Annotated in this window: 13 protein-coding genes and 1 pseudogene; 11 read left to right on the top strand and 3 right to left on the bottom strand. The window is 69.5% G+C overall.

Annotation, left to right across the window (positions count from 1 at the left end; genetic code table 11):
• The 7 genes and pseudogenes from C667_RS13675 to C667_RS13645 all read left to right on the top strand — a co-directional run.
• Positions 1-467 (top strand): annotated as a pseudogene (locus C667_RS13675) (trifunctional transcriptional regulator/proline dehydrogenase/L-glutamate gamma-semialdehyde dehydrogenase); the annotation flags it as partial.
• 575 nt (positions 468-1042) lie between these two features.
• Positions 1043-2125, top strand: coding sequence for an ornithine cyclodeaminase (gene ocd, locus C667_RS13670; RefSeq protein WP_004365824.1), 1083 nt, complete (start codon positions 1043-1045; stop codon positions 2123-2125).
• Between the two features lie 560 nt (positions 2126-2685).
• A complete protein-coding gene (locus tag C667_RS13665) occupies positions 2686-3780 on the top strand; it encodes a branched-chain amino acid ABC transporter substrate-binding protein (protein ID WP_004365821.1) in 1095 nt (364 codons plus the stop codon).
• 254 nt (positions 3781-4034) lie between these two features.
• Positions 4035-4949, top strand: a complete 915-nt coding sequence (locus C667_RS13660; RefSeq protein ID WP_004365819.1) for an ABC transporter permease subunit — start codon at positions 4035-4037, stop codon at positions 4947-4949.
• Positions 4949-6280, top strand: a complete 1332-nt coding sequence (gene livM / locus C667_RS13655) for a high-affinity branched-chain amino acid ABC transporter permease LivM (RefSeq protein WP_004365817.1) — start codon at positions 4949-4951, stop codon at positions 6278-6280. The genes C667_RS13660 and livM overlap by 1 nt, the downstream gene beginning before the upstream one ends.
• Entirely contained in the window at positions 6277-7125 is an 849-nt protein-coding gene (locus C667_RS13650; RefSeq protein ID WP_004365815.1) for an ABC transporter ATP-binding protein, read from the top strand. The genes livM and C667_RS13650 overlap by 4 nt, the downstream gene beginning before the upstream one ends.
• Positions 7125-7838 carry an ABC transporter ATP-binding protein gene (locus C667_RS13645; RefSeq protein ID WP_004365814.1) on the top strand — a complete coding sequence of 238 codons (714 nt, stop codon included), beginning with the start codon at positions 7125-7127 and terminating at the stop codon, positions 7836-7838. The genes C667_RS13650 and C667_RS13645 overlap by 1 nt, the downstream gene beginning before the upstream one ends.
• Positions 7839-7849: 11 nt before the next feature.
• On the opposite strand, the gene C667_RS13640 is transcribed toward C667_RS13645, so the two are convergent.
• Positions 7850-8134 (bottom strand): type II toxin-antitoxin system RelE/ParE family toxin, encoded by a 285-nt coding sequence (locus C667_RS13640; RefSeq protein ID WP_004365811.1) that lies wholly within the window; start codon positions 8132-8134, stop codon positions 7850-7852.
• The gene (locus C667_RS13635; RefSeq protein WP_004365809.1) at positions 8135-8380 is read right to left on the bottom strand and encodes a CopG family ribbon-helix-helix protein; all 246 of its coding nucleotides are present in this window, start codon (positions 8378-8380) and stop codon (positions 8135-8137) included.
• A gap of 90 nt (positions 8381-8470) precedes the next feature.
• Here C667_RS13635 and C667_RS13630 point away from each other — a divergent pair, with 90 nt between their 5' ends.
• Positions 8471-9373 (top strand): DMT family transporter, encoded by a 903-nt coding sequence (locus tag C667_RS13630; RefSeq protein ID WP_004365806.1) that lies wholly within the window; start codon positions 8471-8473, stop codon positions 9371-9373.
• Between the two features lie 184 nt (positions 9374-9557).
• Positions 9558-10523, top strand: coding sequence for an aldo/keto reductase (locus C667_RS13625; protein WP_004365804.1), 966 nt, complete (start codon positions 9558-9560; stop codon positions 10521-10523).
• A 65-nt stretch (positions 10524-10588) separates the two neighbouring features.
• On the opposite strand, the gene C667_RS13620 is transcribed toward C667_RS13625, so the two are convergent.
• Positions 10589-11365: a DUF3750 domain-containing protein gene (locus C667_RS13620; protein WP_004365802.1), complete on the bottom strand. Its 777-nt coding sequence runs from the start codon at positions 11363-11365 to the stop codon at positions 10589-10591.
• Positions 11366-11608: 243 nt separating this feature from the next.
• Between C667_RS13620 and C667_RS13615 the strand changes: the two genes are divergently transcribed.
• On the top strand, positions 11609-12607 hold the full coding sequence (locus C667_RS13615; RefSeq protein WP_004365800.1) for a sulfurtransferase: 999 nt from the start codon (positions 11609-11611) through the stop codon (positions 12605-12607).
• Positions 12608-12620: 13 nt separating this feature from the next.
• Positions 12621-13237, top strand: a 617-nt coding sequence (locus C667_RS13610) for a YeeE/YedE thiosulfate transporter family protein (protein ID WP_004365797.1), incomplete at its 3' end; no start/stop codon positions are given.

The raw sequence follows: 13237 nt of genomic DNA, 5'->3' as shown, positions 1-13237 counted from the left end.
CCTGCCGCGCGCGCCGCCTCGGCGGCCTGCGCCTGGCGCTCCCCGGCCCCACCGGCGAGGACGACAGCCTGCGCTTCACCGCGCGCGGCACGATCGCCGGGGTGGCGGACAGCGCCGCCGCCGTGCTGCACCAGGTGATGGCCGCGCTCGCCAGCGGCAACCACCTGCTGCTCGCCGACACCGCCGCCGCACGCAAGGTGCAGGCGGCCCTGCCCGACACCGTGCGCGGCCAGGTCCGCGTGGACGCGGCCTGGTTCGACAAGACGCTCGGTGCGGTGCTGTTCGACGGCAGCGAGACCGAGGCCGACGCGCTGCGCGTGCGCGTCGCGTCGCGCACGGGCCCGATCCTGCAGCTGCTGCAGCCGACGCCCGACTACGACCTCAGCCGGCTCGTCCATGAACGCACGCTGTCGATCAACACCGCCGCCGCGGGTGGCAACGCCAGCCTGATGGCCATGGGCGCCTGAGCCTCCCCCGCCCCTGCTGCCGGGCCCCGTGATCGCATTGCCGGTCACGGGGCCCGGCTTTTTTGCGTGCTCGAAACGCGCAGCCCGGCGGCGGCCGGGAGGCGTTCACTTCCGGTCGTCGCGACAACATCAAGCCGTCTTTTGCCTTGAAGGCGACGCAGCTCGACATGGGCAAGGAGACGCCGGCGATGCATTCCTGCGGCCACGACGGCCACACCGCGATACGGATGGGCGTCGCCGAACCGCTCGCAGGCAGCGAGCGCCTCGACATCAGGATCGTCGGCCGGACCTCTCGGACCGCAACCCGACGAGCCGGCCGCAGAAGATGCACACCTATGGCGCGGGCATGGTGCATCACTTCTGAGAGCGGAAGCCGGCCGGCGCACTGGCCGAGGTGAGGCATCGACTCGCCAGCCGCGCGAACGAAACATACAAATCGATATTCACGCAGATCATTTCGATAACTTTCTGGCTTTTATTGCGCTTAGTTGACGATTTGAATTGACACCCGCCTCGGGCACACTCCTCTCCGCCCAATCAATGCCGCCATACGAATTTTCTCTGGAAGCCACCTCATGAAACTCGTCTCCGTCCTCGACACCCTCTACCTCGACCCCCAGCACGTCGCCGAGATCATCCGCACCCGCAGCCTCGCGAGCTGCCTCGCCGGCATGGTCGACTACATCCGCGCCGACTTCCTGCGCTGGGAAGAGTTCGACAAATGCGCCCGCGTCGCCAACCACTCCGAAGACGGCGTGATCGAGCTGATGCCGATCGCCGACGACGTGTCGTACGCGTTCAAGTACGTGAACGGTCACCCCAAGAACACCCGCCTCGGCCTGTCGACGGTGATGGCCTTCGGCGTGCTCGCCGACGTCGATACCGGCGCGCCGCGCATGCTCAGCGAGCTGACCCTGACCACCGCGCTGCGCACCGCGGCGACCTCGGCGCTCGCCGCCCGCACCCTGGCGCGCCGCGACAGCCGCGTGATGGCCCTGATCGGCAACGGCGCGCAGAGCGAATTCCAGGCGCTGGCCTTCCAGCACGTGGTCGGCATCGAGGAAGTGCGCCTGTACGACGTCGATGAGGCCGCCACCCGCAAGCTCGTCTCCAACCTCGCCGACAGCGGCCTGCGTGTCACCGTGTGCGCCAGCACCGCCGAGGCGGTCAAGGGCGCGGACATCGTCACCACGGTCACCGCCGACAAGACCTACGCCACCATCCTCACCCCCGAGATGATCGAGCCCGGCATGCACATCAACGCCGTCGGCGGCGACTGCCCGGGCAAGACCGAGCTGCACGCCGACATCCTGCGCCGCGCCTCGGTGTTCGTCGAATACACCCCGCAGACCCGCGTCGAAGGCGACATCCAGCAGATGCCGGCCGACTTCGCGGTCACCGAGCTGTGGGAAGTGCTGAACGGCTCGCGCAGCGGTCGCCACAACGCCGACGAAGTCACGGTGTTCGACTCGGTCGGCTTCGCGATGGAGGACTACTCGGCGCTGCGCTTCATGTACGACGCCGCGATCGCACTCGGCCTCGGCGAGCGCATCGCGCTGATCCCCGCGCTGGCCGACCCGAAGAACCTGTACTCGGCCCTGACGCAGCCGATTTCGCGCACGGCGGACGTGGATCGCATCATCGCTGCCGCACGCTGAGTTTCGCGGCACCGCTCCGAGAGCGCGCGTGGGCGCGCCCCACCACGGAAGCGGTGCCACCCCGCCCACGCAGATCATGCTGGCCGCGGTGCTCGCGGCGCTCTCGCTGCTGCGTCACGCGGACTTGATCTGCATCCTGCCCTTCGCACGCGTAGGCTCGCTCGCGCCGCGCGCGCGGGATGGTGCCGGGGCATCCGGGCATCGTGCGCTTGCGCCCACGCGTGCAAGCGGCGCCAGACCGGCTTGCGATACCGCAGCGCAGCAGTCTTTTTATCTCTCCGTGCCCTGATAAACAGGAACTCCTCCTGTATAGATTGAAATTTTGGGCCCATTAGCTAGGTTTTTTGCGGAAAAATGCGCCTCACTCCCGGACAGGCGCCGATGGCCGGCATCCACCCGGTGTCGTGCCTGCAAACGCCGGCGTCCAGGGCGTTCCAGTAAGGGGCAGCACGGATGGCAAGGCGGAGAAATTCGCTTACCTTAGGGCACGCAATCGCCACCGCTCACACCGCAATGGCCGGATGCGCCCGCTCAAACCCAAGCAATAACGGAGACGTTCCATGAACAAGACCCTGCTCGCCACCGCCGTCCTCGCGCTCGGCGGCTTTTCCACTTCTGCCCTGGCCGACCTGTCGGTGGCCATCGCCGGCCCGATGACCGGCCAGTACGCCTCGGCCGGCGACCAGATCCGCAAGGGCGCGGAGATGGCGATCGCCGACATCAACGCGCGCGGCGGCGTGCTCGGCGAGAAGCTCAAGCTCGAAGTCGGCGACGACGCCTGCGACCCCAAGCAGGCCGTGTCGGTCGCCAACACCATGGTGAACAAGGGCATCGTGTTCATGCACGGCCACTGGTGCTCGAGCTCGACCATCCCCGCCTCCGAGGTCTATGTCGAATCCGACATCCCGATGGCGACCGTGTCGACCAACCCGCAGGTGACCGAGCGCGGGCTCAAGAACATCTTCCGCATCATGGGTCGCGACGACCAGCAGGGCCTGGTGGCGGGCAGCTACATCGCCGAGAAGTTCGCCGGCAAGAAGGTCGCCGTGGTCGACGACAAGAGCGCCTACGGCAAGGGCCTCGCCGACGAGATGGCCAAGGCGATGGAAGGCAAGGGCCTCAAGCCCGCGCTGCGCGAATCCATCACCGCCGGCGAGAAGGACTACTCCGGCATCGTCACCAAGCTCAAGCAGGCCGGCGTCGAGGTCATGGCCTACGGCGGCTACCACACCGAGGTCGCGCTGATCCTGCGCCAGGCCCAGGCCGCCGGCCTGCAGCTCACGGTGATGGGCGGCGACACCATGACCAACTCCGAGCTCGTCACCGCCGCCGGCCCCGCCGCCGACAACGTGATGTTCACGTTCTCGCCCGACCCGCGCAAAAACCCTGACGCCGCGCCGGTGGTGGAGAAATTCCGCGCCGCCAAGACCGAGCCGGAAGGCTACGTGCTCTACGCCTACGCCGCCATGCAACTGTTCGAGCAGGCCGCCACCGCAGCCAAGAGCACCAAGTACGCCGACCTCGAGAAGGCGATGCGCGGCGGCACCTTCAAGACCGTGATCGGCGAGCTCGCCTTCGACGCCAAGGGCGACCAGAAGGCGCCCGGCTTCGTGGTCTATCGCTGGCAGGGCGGGCAGTACGACTACGCGAAGTAAGCCTCCGGCCCCGCGGCGCCCACAGCAGCCCTGAAAGGCTGCGGCGCCGCACCGTGGGGCGATCACCGTGGGAGCGGGCTTGCCCGCGAATCCGGCCTTCAAGCTCCGCTTTCGCGGGCAAGCCCGCTCCCACAAGAGCCGCTCCGACATTCGCAGCGCAAGCCGCGCCCCCATTCGCGGCTTGCGCCGCCGCCTACAGGGTGCGGATCCCGCTCGGGGTCTGCGCCATCCGCACCGCCACAGCAGGAGACATCGTGGCCTATGCACTCCAGCAACTGATCAACGGGCTCACGCTCGGCGCCATGTACGGCCTGATCGCCATCGGCTACACGATGGTGTACGGCATCATCGGCATGATCAACTTCGCCCATGGCGACATCTTCATGGTGAGCGCGTTCATCGCGGTCACCGCGTTCACGATCCTCGCCGCCGCCGACGTGACCTCGATCCCGCTCGCGCTGACCTTCGTGCTGATCGTGTCGATCTTCTTCACCTCGGCCTACGGCTGGGCGGTCGAGCGCACCGCCTACCGCCCGCTGCGCGGCTCGACCCGGCTGGCGCCGCTGATCTCCGCGATCGGCATGTCGATCTTCCTGCAGAACAGCGTGCAGCTCACCCAGGGCGCGCGCGTCAAGCCCATCCCGCCGGTGCTCGAGGGGGGCATCGTGCTGTGGGACGCGCCCGGCTTCACGGTGCAGATCGGCTGGAGCCAGATGCTGATCATCGTCACCACGGTGATCCTGATGACGGCCTTCACCTGGATGATCACGCAGACCCCGTTCGGTCGCCAGCAGCGCGCCTGCGAGCAGGACCGCACCATGGCCTCGCTGCTCGGCGTCAATGTGGACCGCACCATCTCCTTCACCTTCATGCTCGGCGCGGCGCTCGCCGCGGTGGCGGGGGTGATGGTCACGGTGTATTACGGCGTGGTCGATTTCTTCATCGGCTTCCTCGCCGGCATCAAGGCCTTCACCGCGGCGGTGCTGGGCGGCATCGGCTCGCTGCCGGGGGCGATGCTCGGCGGGCTGCTGATCGGCCTGATCGAATCCTTCTGGGCCGCCTACCTGTGGGCGGAATACAAGGACGTCGCCACCTTCGGCATCCTGTGCCTGGTGCTGATGCTGCGCCCCTCCGGCCTGCTCGGCCGTCCTGAAGTGGAGAAAGTGTGATGAGCGCCGTCGTCTTTGCGCGTCACGCGATGACGCCTGCCGAGCGCCTGCGCGATGCCGGCTGGGTGGCCTTCGTCGGCCTCATCCTGGGCATCCCGCTGGTCGGCCTCACCACGGTGGACGTGGGCGGCCGGCTGGGGGTGGAGACCCGCTTCGGCCTGCTCGCCGCGGCGATCGCCGCGGTGTTTGCCGGCCGCCTGCTGCTGCGCTGGGCGATCGACCAGGCACGCGAACGCAAGCAGGCCCGCGACCGTGCCAGCACCGCCACCGCCGCCGACCGCGCCCACGGCGCGCAGCGCGTGGTCAATGTGCTCGGCTGGGTGGCGCTCGGCGCCTCGATCGCGCTGCCGATCGTGTTCTCCGACAACCGCTACGTGGTCGACACCGCCACCACGGTGCTGATCTACGTGATGCTGGGCTGGGGCCTCAACGTGGTCGTCGGCCTCGCCGGCCTGCTCGACCTCGGCTACGTCGCCTTCTACGCGGTGGGCGCCTACTCCTACGCGCTGCTGTCGACCCAGTTCGGCTGGAGCTTCTGGGAGGCGCTGCCGGTGTCGGGCGCGATGGCCGCGACCTTCGGCATCCTGCTCGGCTACCCGATCCTGCGCCTGCGCGGCGACTACCTCGCCATCGTCACGCTCGGCTTCGGCGAGATCATCCGCATCATCCTGGTGAACTGGACCGAATTCTCCAACGGCCCGAACGGCATCAGCTCGATCCCGCGCCCGAGCTTCTTCGGCCTCGACTTCACCCGCAGCGCGCCGGAGGGCAGCCAGACCTTCTCCGGCTTCTTCGGCCTCGAGTTCTCGCCGATGCACCGGCTGATCTTCCTCTACTACCTGATCCTGGTGCTGGCCCTGCTGACCCACGCCTTCGTGTCGCGGCTGCGCAAGCTGCCGGTGGGCCGGGCCTGGGAGGCGCTGCGCGAGGACGAGATCGCCTGCCAGGCGATGGGCATGAACACCACCAACATCAAGCTCTCGGCCTTCGCCATCGGCGCCATGCTGGGCGGCTTCGCCGGGGTGTTCTTCGCCGCACGCCAGGGCTTCATCTCGCCCGAGAGCTTCACCTTCACCGAGTCGGCGATCATCCTCGCCATCGTCGTGCTCGGCGGCATGGGCTCGCAGATGGGCGTGGTGCTGGCGGCCACGCTGCTGGTGCTGATCCCCGAGTTCGGGCGCAACTTCGCCGAGTACCGCATGCTGCTGTTCGGCCTGGCGATGGTGCTGATCATGGTGTGGCGCCCGGGCGGCCTGCTCGCCCACCGCGAACCGACGGTGCGCCTGAACGCGCTCGGCAAGACCACCACGACCGGGGGGACCGCGCGATGACGACACCCGCCACCCTGCTGTCGGTGCGCAACCTGACCATGCGCTTCGGCGGCCTCACCGCGATCGACGACCTGTCGCTGGAAGTGCCGGCCGGCAAGATCACCGGCATCATCGGCCCCAACGGCGCCGGCAAGACCACGCTGTTCAACTGCCTCACCGGCTTCTACAAGCCCACCACCGGCACCCTGCGCCTGGCCCACCCGCGCCGCGGCGAGATGGCCCTGGAGGCCCTGCCCAGCCACCGCGTCGCGCGCGACGCCCAGGTGGTGCGCACCTTCCAGAACATCCGCCTGTTCCCGAAGATGACGGTGCTGGAGAACCTGATCGTCGCCCAGCACAACGTGCTGCAGCGCGCCTCGCAGTTCTCCATCGCCGGGATCTTCAAGCTGCCCGGCTACCGCAAGGCGGAACGCCAGGCCATCGAACGCGCGGCGATGTGGCTAGCGCGCCTCAAGCTCACCCACCTCGCCGACGACGCCGCCGGCGACCTGCCCTACGGCATCCAGCGTCGCATCGAGATCGCGCGCGCGCTGTGCGTCGACCCGGTGCTGCTGTGCCTGGACGAACCGGCCGCCGGCCTCAACCCGCGCGAGTCGGCGGAGTTGAACGAGCTGCTGCTCTACCTGTGCGGCGAGCTGGGCATCGCCATCCTGCTCATCGAGCACGACATGAGCGTGGTGATGAACGTGTCCGACCACATCGGCGTAATCAGCTACGGGCGCAAGATCGCCGAGGGCACGCCGGCGCAGGTCAAGCACGACCCGCAGGTCATCAAGGCCTACCTGGGCGAGGACGAGGAGGAAGACGAGAAGGTGGACGCAGTGACGGGAGGGGCCGCAGCATGATGCTCAAGATGGAGGGCGTGCACGCCCATTACGGCCACATCCACGCGCTGCGCGGCATCGACGTCGAGGTCCAGGTGGGCGAGATCGTCACCCTGATCGGCGCCAACGGCGCCGGCAAGTCGACGCTGATGATGAGCCTGTTCGGCAACCCCAAGGCCAGCGCCGGGCGCATCGTCTTCGACGGCGAGGACATCACCCGCGTGCACACGCACGAGATCGCCCGCCGCGGCATCGCCCTGGTGCCCGAAGGCCGGCGCATCTTCCCGCGCATGACGGTGATCGAGAACCTGCAGATGGGCACCGCCCACGCCGACCCGGCCAACTACGCCGCCGACACCGCGCGCGTGTTCGCGATGTTCCCCATCCTCGAGGAGCGCCAGGCGCAGCGCGCCGGCACCCTGTCGGGCGGCGAGCAGCAGATGCTGGCGATCGGCCGCGCGCTGATGAGCCGGCCCAAGCTGCTGCTGCTCGACGAGCCCTCGCTCGGCCTGGCGCCGATCTACATCCGGCGGATCTTCCAGATCGTCAAGGAGCTCAACCGCGACCACGGCATGACCATCCTGCTGGTGGAACAGAACGCCAACCAGGCCCTGCGCGTCGCCGACCGCGGCTACGTGCTGCAGCACGGCGAGATCACGCTTGCCGGGACGGGCGCGGAGCTGCTCGCGAGTCCGGAGGTGCGCGCTGCCTACCTGGAGGGCGGCCACGCCTGAGGGGGCCTGCCCTACCACCGCGCCGGGGGACGGCGGGACGTATGAAAAACCCTCAGGATCTGTACTTCAGCGCCCTCGACACGGTACGGCACCAGATAGCGCGTTCCCGGCACGACCAATTCGCGCGTGCCGGGAAGGCGTCCCGGTCGCCCGATGGCCGGATGTTCGGCCAGAAGTGCGACGGCCCCCAGAACGCGCTCGACCACCTTGGCCGCGGCGACCGGGTCGTCAGTCGCAATGTACGAAGCTTCTTCGTCGAGGTTGCGCAGCGCCGCCCTCAGCCAACGGATCCGCATTTACGCTCCCGCATCCACCCGCCATTTCCGGGCCAGGCTGGCGAGCTCGTCCTCACTGGCGAAATCGCCGGCATCGGCTTCGGCGACGGCATTCTGGATCTCCTGCAGTTGCCACTCGTTGATCTCGACGTACTCGCGAATCGCCTCCGCAGCCAGGAAGGATCGGCTGCGTTGCGTTGCGTCTGCCAGGGCATCGAGCCGAGCCTTGACCTCAGGCTCGACACGCACGCTCAGGGTGGTGGACATGGCTTCGCTCCGTGTTGTGTTCAGATGTACACAATTTAGCACAGGGCACGAACCTTACTGCGCCCGCCCACCCTTTATCCCCTTCTTTCAATGTCCCACACCGCCCAACCCGCCCGCTGGCTCCCCTTCGTCGTCCTCGGCATCGGTCTCGCCGCGATCTCCTTCGGCGCCATCTTCGCCCGCCTCGCCCAGGCCGAAGGGGTCAGTTCGCTCGCGGTCGCCACCTGGCGGCTCGGCTTCGCCGCGCTGATCATCACCCCGGTCGCCTTCCTGCAGTCGCGCCACGAGCTCGCCCGCCTCACCCGCAAGCAGATCGGCATGGCGCTCGCCGCGGGCTTCTTCCTCGCGCTGCATTTCGCCACCTGGATCAGCTCGCTCGAATACACCTCGGTGGCCTCGAGCACCGCGCTCGTCACCACCAACCCGCTTTGGATCGGCCTGGCCTCCTTCCTGATCTTCCGCGAGACACCGACGAAGATGATGATCGGCGGCATCGCGCTGTCCTTCGCCGGCAGCCTGTTCATCTTCTGGAGCGACAGCCAGAACGCCGGCGCCGGCAGCAACCCGATGCTCGGCAACCTGCTCGCGCTCGTCGGCAGCTGGTGCTTCTCGGCCTACCTGCTGATCGGCCGCAGGCTGCGCGCCGGGCTCGGGCTGCCGGCCTACATCTGGCTGGCCTACGGCGCCGCGGCGCTGTTCCTGTTCGCGGCCAGCGGCGCGGGCGGCGTGGAGCTCTTCACCCTGTCGAACACCGCCTGGCTGGTATTGCTGGCGATGGCGCTGGGCCCGCAGCTGCTCGGCCACACCGCCTACAACTGGTCGCTGCGCTACGTGTCGGCCACCTTCGTCGCGGTGGTCACGCTCGGCGAGCCGGTGGGCAGCGCGCTGATGGCCTTCCTCATCTTCGGCGAGGGCTTCGCGCCGCTGCAGTTCGTCGGCTTCAGCCTGCTGCTGGTGGGCATCTACCTGGCGGCGAAGGGCGAACGGAGCTGAACGGCGGAAGGGCGCGGCGGATCGGCCGCCGCGGCCCGCGCCGGCGCCGGCCACGGATCAGCGCCTGACGCCGCCCCTCGCGTCCTTTGCCCACACCCCGCGTGCGACCCGGCACCGGGCTCGGACTACGCGCTCGGGAACGGTCACGACCCGGCGCGCGTCCGAAGCGCAGGAGGATTCGACCATGCCCGCGCCTTTCGCCTCGTCCGAGCGCTTTCCGCCCAGCCTGCCAATGAGCCGCGCCCAATTCCTGCATCTTGCCGCCGCCAGTGCGGCCGGCTTGATCCTCGGCGCCCCCGCCCGCGCCGCCGATCGCGCACCCTCCCCCGCGATGCTCACCCGCCCCATCCCCGCCACTGGCGAAGCGCTACCCGTCATCGGCTGCGGCACCTACGTCGGCTTCGACGTCGCCCCCGGCAGCGCCGAGTACCAGCGCCTGCCCGGCGTGCTGCAGGCCCTGTTCGGCGCCGGCGGCGCGGTGATCGACAGCTCGCCGATGTACGGTCGCGCCGAGGCGGTGACCGGCGAGCTGCTCGCCGCCGCCGGCAGCCACGGCAAGGCCTTCCTCGCCACCAAGGTGTGGACGCGCGGTCGCGCCGAAGGCATCCGCCAGATGGAAGAATCCCTGCGCCGCCTGCAGGTCGAGCGCCTCGGCCTGATGCAGATCCACAACCTGGTCGACTGGCAGACCCACCTCGCCACCCTGCGCGACTGGAAGGCGGCCGGACGCGTGCGCTACCTCGGCGTCACCCACTACACCGCCAGCGCCTACGACGCACTCCAGGCGGTGATGCGGGCCGAGGCCCTGGACTTCGTGCAGATCAACTACTCGGCGGACGAGCGCGAGGCCGAGCGCCGCATCCTGCCGCTGGCGGCCGAGCGCGGCATGGCGGTGATCATCAACCGCCCCTTCGGCGGCGGCGGCCTGCTGCGCCGCCTGCGCGAGCGCCCGCTGCCGCCCTGGGCCGCCGAGATCGGCGCCACCAGCTGGGCACAGGTGCTGCTGAAGTTCGTGCTGTCCCACCCGGCGGTCACCTGCGCCATCCCCGGCACCAGCCGCCCCGAGCACATGGCCGACAACGCCCTCGCCGGCACCGGCGTGATTCCCGAGCGCAGCTTCTGGACCCAGCACCGTATCGACGCCACCTGAGGCCCCGGTTCGCCGGCGCCAGACGTGTCACGCCGTCCGTGCCGGCCTACCGCGCAACGAAGGATTTACTGTACGGCGGCCGCATCGCGCCCCGACACCACTGCATCGTCCAGCCCGACGCGCCCGATCGCAGGCAGGCGGAGTGCCGGGCTGTTGAGATCGATACCGAAATTGAGTCCGAGCAGATTCAGCTCCAGCCCCTCTTCGAGCCCGACGCTGAGGCCGAACAGGCCGAGCAGCGAGACCTGCAAGCCCGACCCCGAAGGCGACAGGCCGAGCGGGCGCTCGAGCGGGCGGTAGTCCTTGCCGATCGCGTTGGCCGGCAGGTCCAGGCGCAGCGCCGGCACCTCGCGGCCGATGTGGGCGAGGAAGGTGTTGCTGTTCGGGCCAGGATAGCTGCGGTACGCATCCGCGTGCGGATAGCTCGCCACGGCAGCCTCGATCTGTTCGATCATCGCCTCCACGCCCTCGCCGCGGTGCTCGACCAGCACGCGCGGCACGGCGCCGAACCACAGGCCGTCGGGCAGCGCATAGTTGCGCCGCACCACGTTTCCGCGCCCCCAGCCGATCACGTCGTAGCGCGTGTAGGCGGACTCCCCTGCGCGCTTGTAGATGATCCAGGGATGCACCGCGAAGTAGCCGCGCCAGCCATAGGTCGCCGCGGCGTAGACCTGCACGATCGCGGTCCCGGCGAAGCGCACGGGGTCGGGGGCGATGCCGGCTGAGTGGCGCGCGGCACCGCGCCAGCCGCCCTCCACGCCGGGCAGGGCAGGCCGCGGATCGTTGGCGAGGCTGAGCCCCACCGAGAGCAGCAGCAGGACGACGAGGGCGCGCAAGCTCATGGAGAGACGGTTCAAGCGGATTTCCTGTTTCGGGGCCGGAAGGCCGACCCCCTTGTGATCACCGCTCGCGCATGGAGTTCTACGTCGGCGCGCCCGTCTCTTTAATTCTTCAAAGTTATAAATATTTACTCTGACAGACCTTCTGAGTATTTCAGCTTTCCCGTATTCTGCAGCGCGTCATGGCAGCGCCGCGCAGTCCGGCGCGCCGCCCCCCAGCAAACGCATACGACGGACGACACGACCATGCTGAAGAAACTCGCCCCCCTGCCCCTGGCCATCGCCCTCGCCGCCAGCCTCGGACTCGCCGCGCCGGCCTTCGCCAGCACCGCCGCGCAGGCCCCCGCCTCCGCCACGGTGGCCACCGCCGCCGCGCCCGCGCCGCTGCTGCAGGCCGCCGAACTGAAGACCCTGCTCGGCCAGCCCGGCGTGCGCGTGCTCGACATCCGCACCGACAAGGACTACGCCGCCGGCCACGTCCCCGGCGCGGTGAACACCCCCTACGGCAAGTACCGCGGGCCGAAGGAGAACCCCGGCCAGCTGCCCTCCGAGGCCGCGCTGACCCAGCTCCTGCAGGCCGCCGGCGTCGACCGCGACACCCACGTGGTCGTGGTGCATGCCGGCAGCGACCACACCGACTTCGGCGCCGCGGCGCGCGTGTACTGGACGCTCAAGGTCGGCGGCCTCACCCGCCTGTCCATCCTCGACGGCGGCAGCAAGGCCTGGCAGGCCGCCGGCGGCACGCTCGAGACCGCCGCACCGCAGGTCGCGCCCAGCCAGTTCAGCTACCGCTACGACCAGGAGCAGGTCGTCACCAGCGAGGAGCTCGCCGCCACGGTCAAGGCCGGCAACGCCCCGCTGCTGGTCGACGCCCGCCCGCCCAAGTTCTTCGCCGGCGAGACGCGCACCGACGCCGCCGCGCGCTACGGCACGCTGCCGGGCGCCAAGTCCTTCGACAACGCGCAGTTCTTCCCGCAGGGCGGCACCACGCTCAAGCCGGCGAGCGAGTTGAAGGCCCTGGTCGCGCAGTCCGGCGCCGCCGCCGCGCCCACGGTGTCCTTCTGCAACACCGGCCACTGGGCAGCGACCAACTGGTTCGTGATGTCGGAGATCGCCGGCAACAAGTCGGTCAAGCTCTATCCCTCCTCGGTCGTGGAGTGGAGCCAGTCCGACCTGCCGATGGACAACCAGCCTTCGCGCCTGAGCGCGCTGGTGCAGGACGCGAAGCGCGCACTCGACAAGTAAGGCGGACGCGACGATGCGCTGGTTCTCCCGTTTCCTGCTGGTCTTCGGCGCACTCGCGGGCGTGCTCGCGGTGACGCTGGCGGCCGGCCTGCGCCAGGGCCTGCTCGCGCTGCTGGGCATCGGCTTCGGCGCGGTGCTGCAGGGCGCGCGCTTCGGCTTCACCACCGGCTGGCGCGACTTCATCGAGCGTCGCGACCCGCAGGGCCTGTGGGCGCAGATGCTGCTGATGGTGCTGGCCGCGGCGCTCACCCTGCCGCTGCTCGCCGGCAGCGGCGGCGAGCTGGTCGGCGCGGTGGCGCCGCTGACGATCAGCCTGGTGCTCGGCGCCTTCCTGTTCGGCGCCGCGATGCAGCTCGCCGACGGCTGCGGCTCGGGCACCCTGTACAAGGCTGGCGGCGGCTCGCCGCTGTCCTTCGTGGTGCTGCCCACCTTCGCCTTCGGCAGCTTCCTCGGCGCCTCGCACCAGCCGGCCTGGATCGAGCTCGGCGGCCTGCCGGCGGTGGACCTGCTCGCCTTCGGCTGGCCGACCGCGCTCGCGCTCACCGTGGCCGGCTGCGGCCTGGTGGCCTGGCTGGCCGGGCGCGCCGCACGCAACGCCCGCGGCGACGCACCGCCCTCGCCGCAGGCCGT

The sequence above is a fragment of the Thauera phenylacetica B4P genome (assembly GCF_000310225.1).
GTDB lineage: Bacteria > Pseudomonadota > Gammaproteobacteria > Burkholderiales > Rhodocyclaceae > Thauera > Thauera phenylacetica.
The sequence above is the reverse complement of the archived record's forward strand: the minus strand, read 5'-3'. Positions and strand labels throughout refer to the sequence as shown.

What these genes read in the sequence shown, in the direction of transcription:
- livM (WP_004365817.1), top strand. Translation starts at nt 4,949, where the DNA reads ATGAGCGCCGTCGTCTTTGCGCGTCACGCGATGACGCCTGCCGAGCGC.
- C667_RS13650 (WP_004365815.1), top strand. Translation starts at nt 6,277, where the DNA reads ATGACGACACCCGCCACCCTGCTGTCGGTGCGCAACCTGACCATGCGC.
- C667_RS13665 (WP_004365821.1), top strand. Translation starts at nt 2,686, where the DNA reads ATGAACAAGACCCTGCTCGCCACCGCCGTCCTCGCGCTCGGCGGCTTT.
- C667_RS13635 (WP_004365809.1), bottom strand. Translation starts at nt 8,380, where the DNA reads ATGTCCACCACCCTGAGCGTGCGTGTCGAGCCTGAGGTCAAGGCTCGG.
- C667_RS13640 (WP_004365811.1), bottom strand. Translation starts at nt 8,134, where the DNA reads ATGCGGATCCGTTGGCTGAGGGCGGCGCTGCGCAACCTCGACGAAGAA.
- ocd (WP_004365824.1), top strand. Translation starts at nt 1,043, where the DNA reads ATGAAACTCGTCTCCGTCCTCGACACCCTCTACCTCGACCCCCAGCAC.
- C667_RS13645 (WP_004365814.1), top strand. Translation starts at nt 7,125, where the DNA reads ATGCTCAAGATGGAGGGCGTGCACGCCCATTACGGCCACATCCACGCG.
- C667_RS13630 (WP_004365806.1), top strand. Translation starts at nt 8,471, where the DNA reads ATGTCCCACACCGCCCAACCCGCCCGCTGGCTCCCCTTCGTCGTCCTC.
- C667_RS13615 (WP_004365800.1), top strand. Translation starts at nt 11,609, where the DNA reads ATGCTGAAGAAACTCGCCCCCCTGCCCCTGGCCATCGCCCTCGCCGCC.
- C667_RS13625 (WP_004365804.1), top strand. Translation starts at nt 9,558, where the DNA reads ATGCCCGCGCCTTTCGCCTCGTCCGAGCGCTTTCCGCCCAGCCTGCCA.
- C667_RS13620 (WP_004365802.1), bottom strand. Translation starts at nt 11,365, where the DNA reads ATGAGCTTGCGCGCCCTCGTCGTCCTGCTGCTGCTCTCGGTGGGGCTC.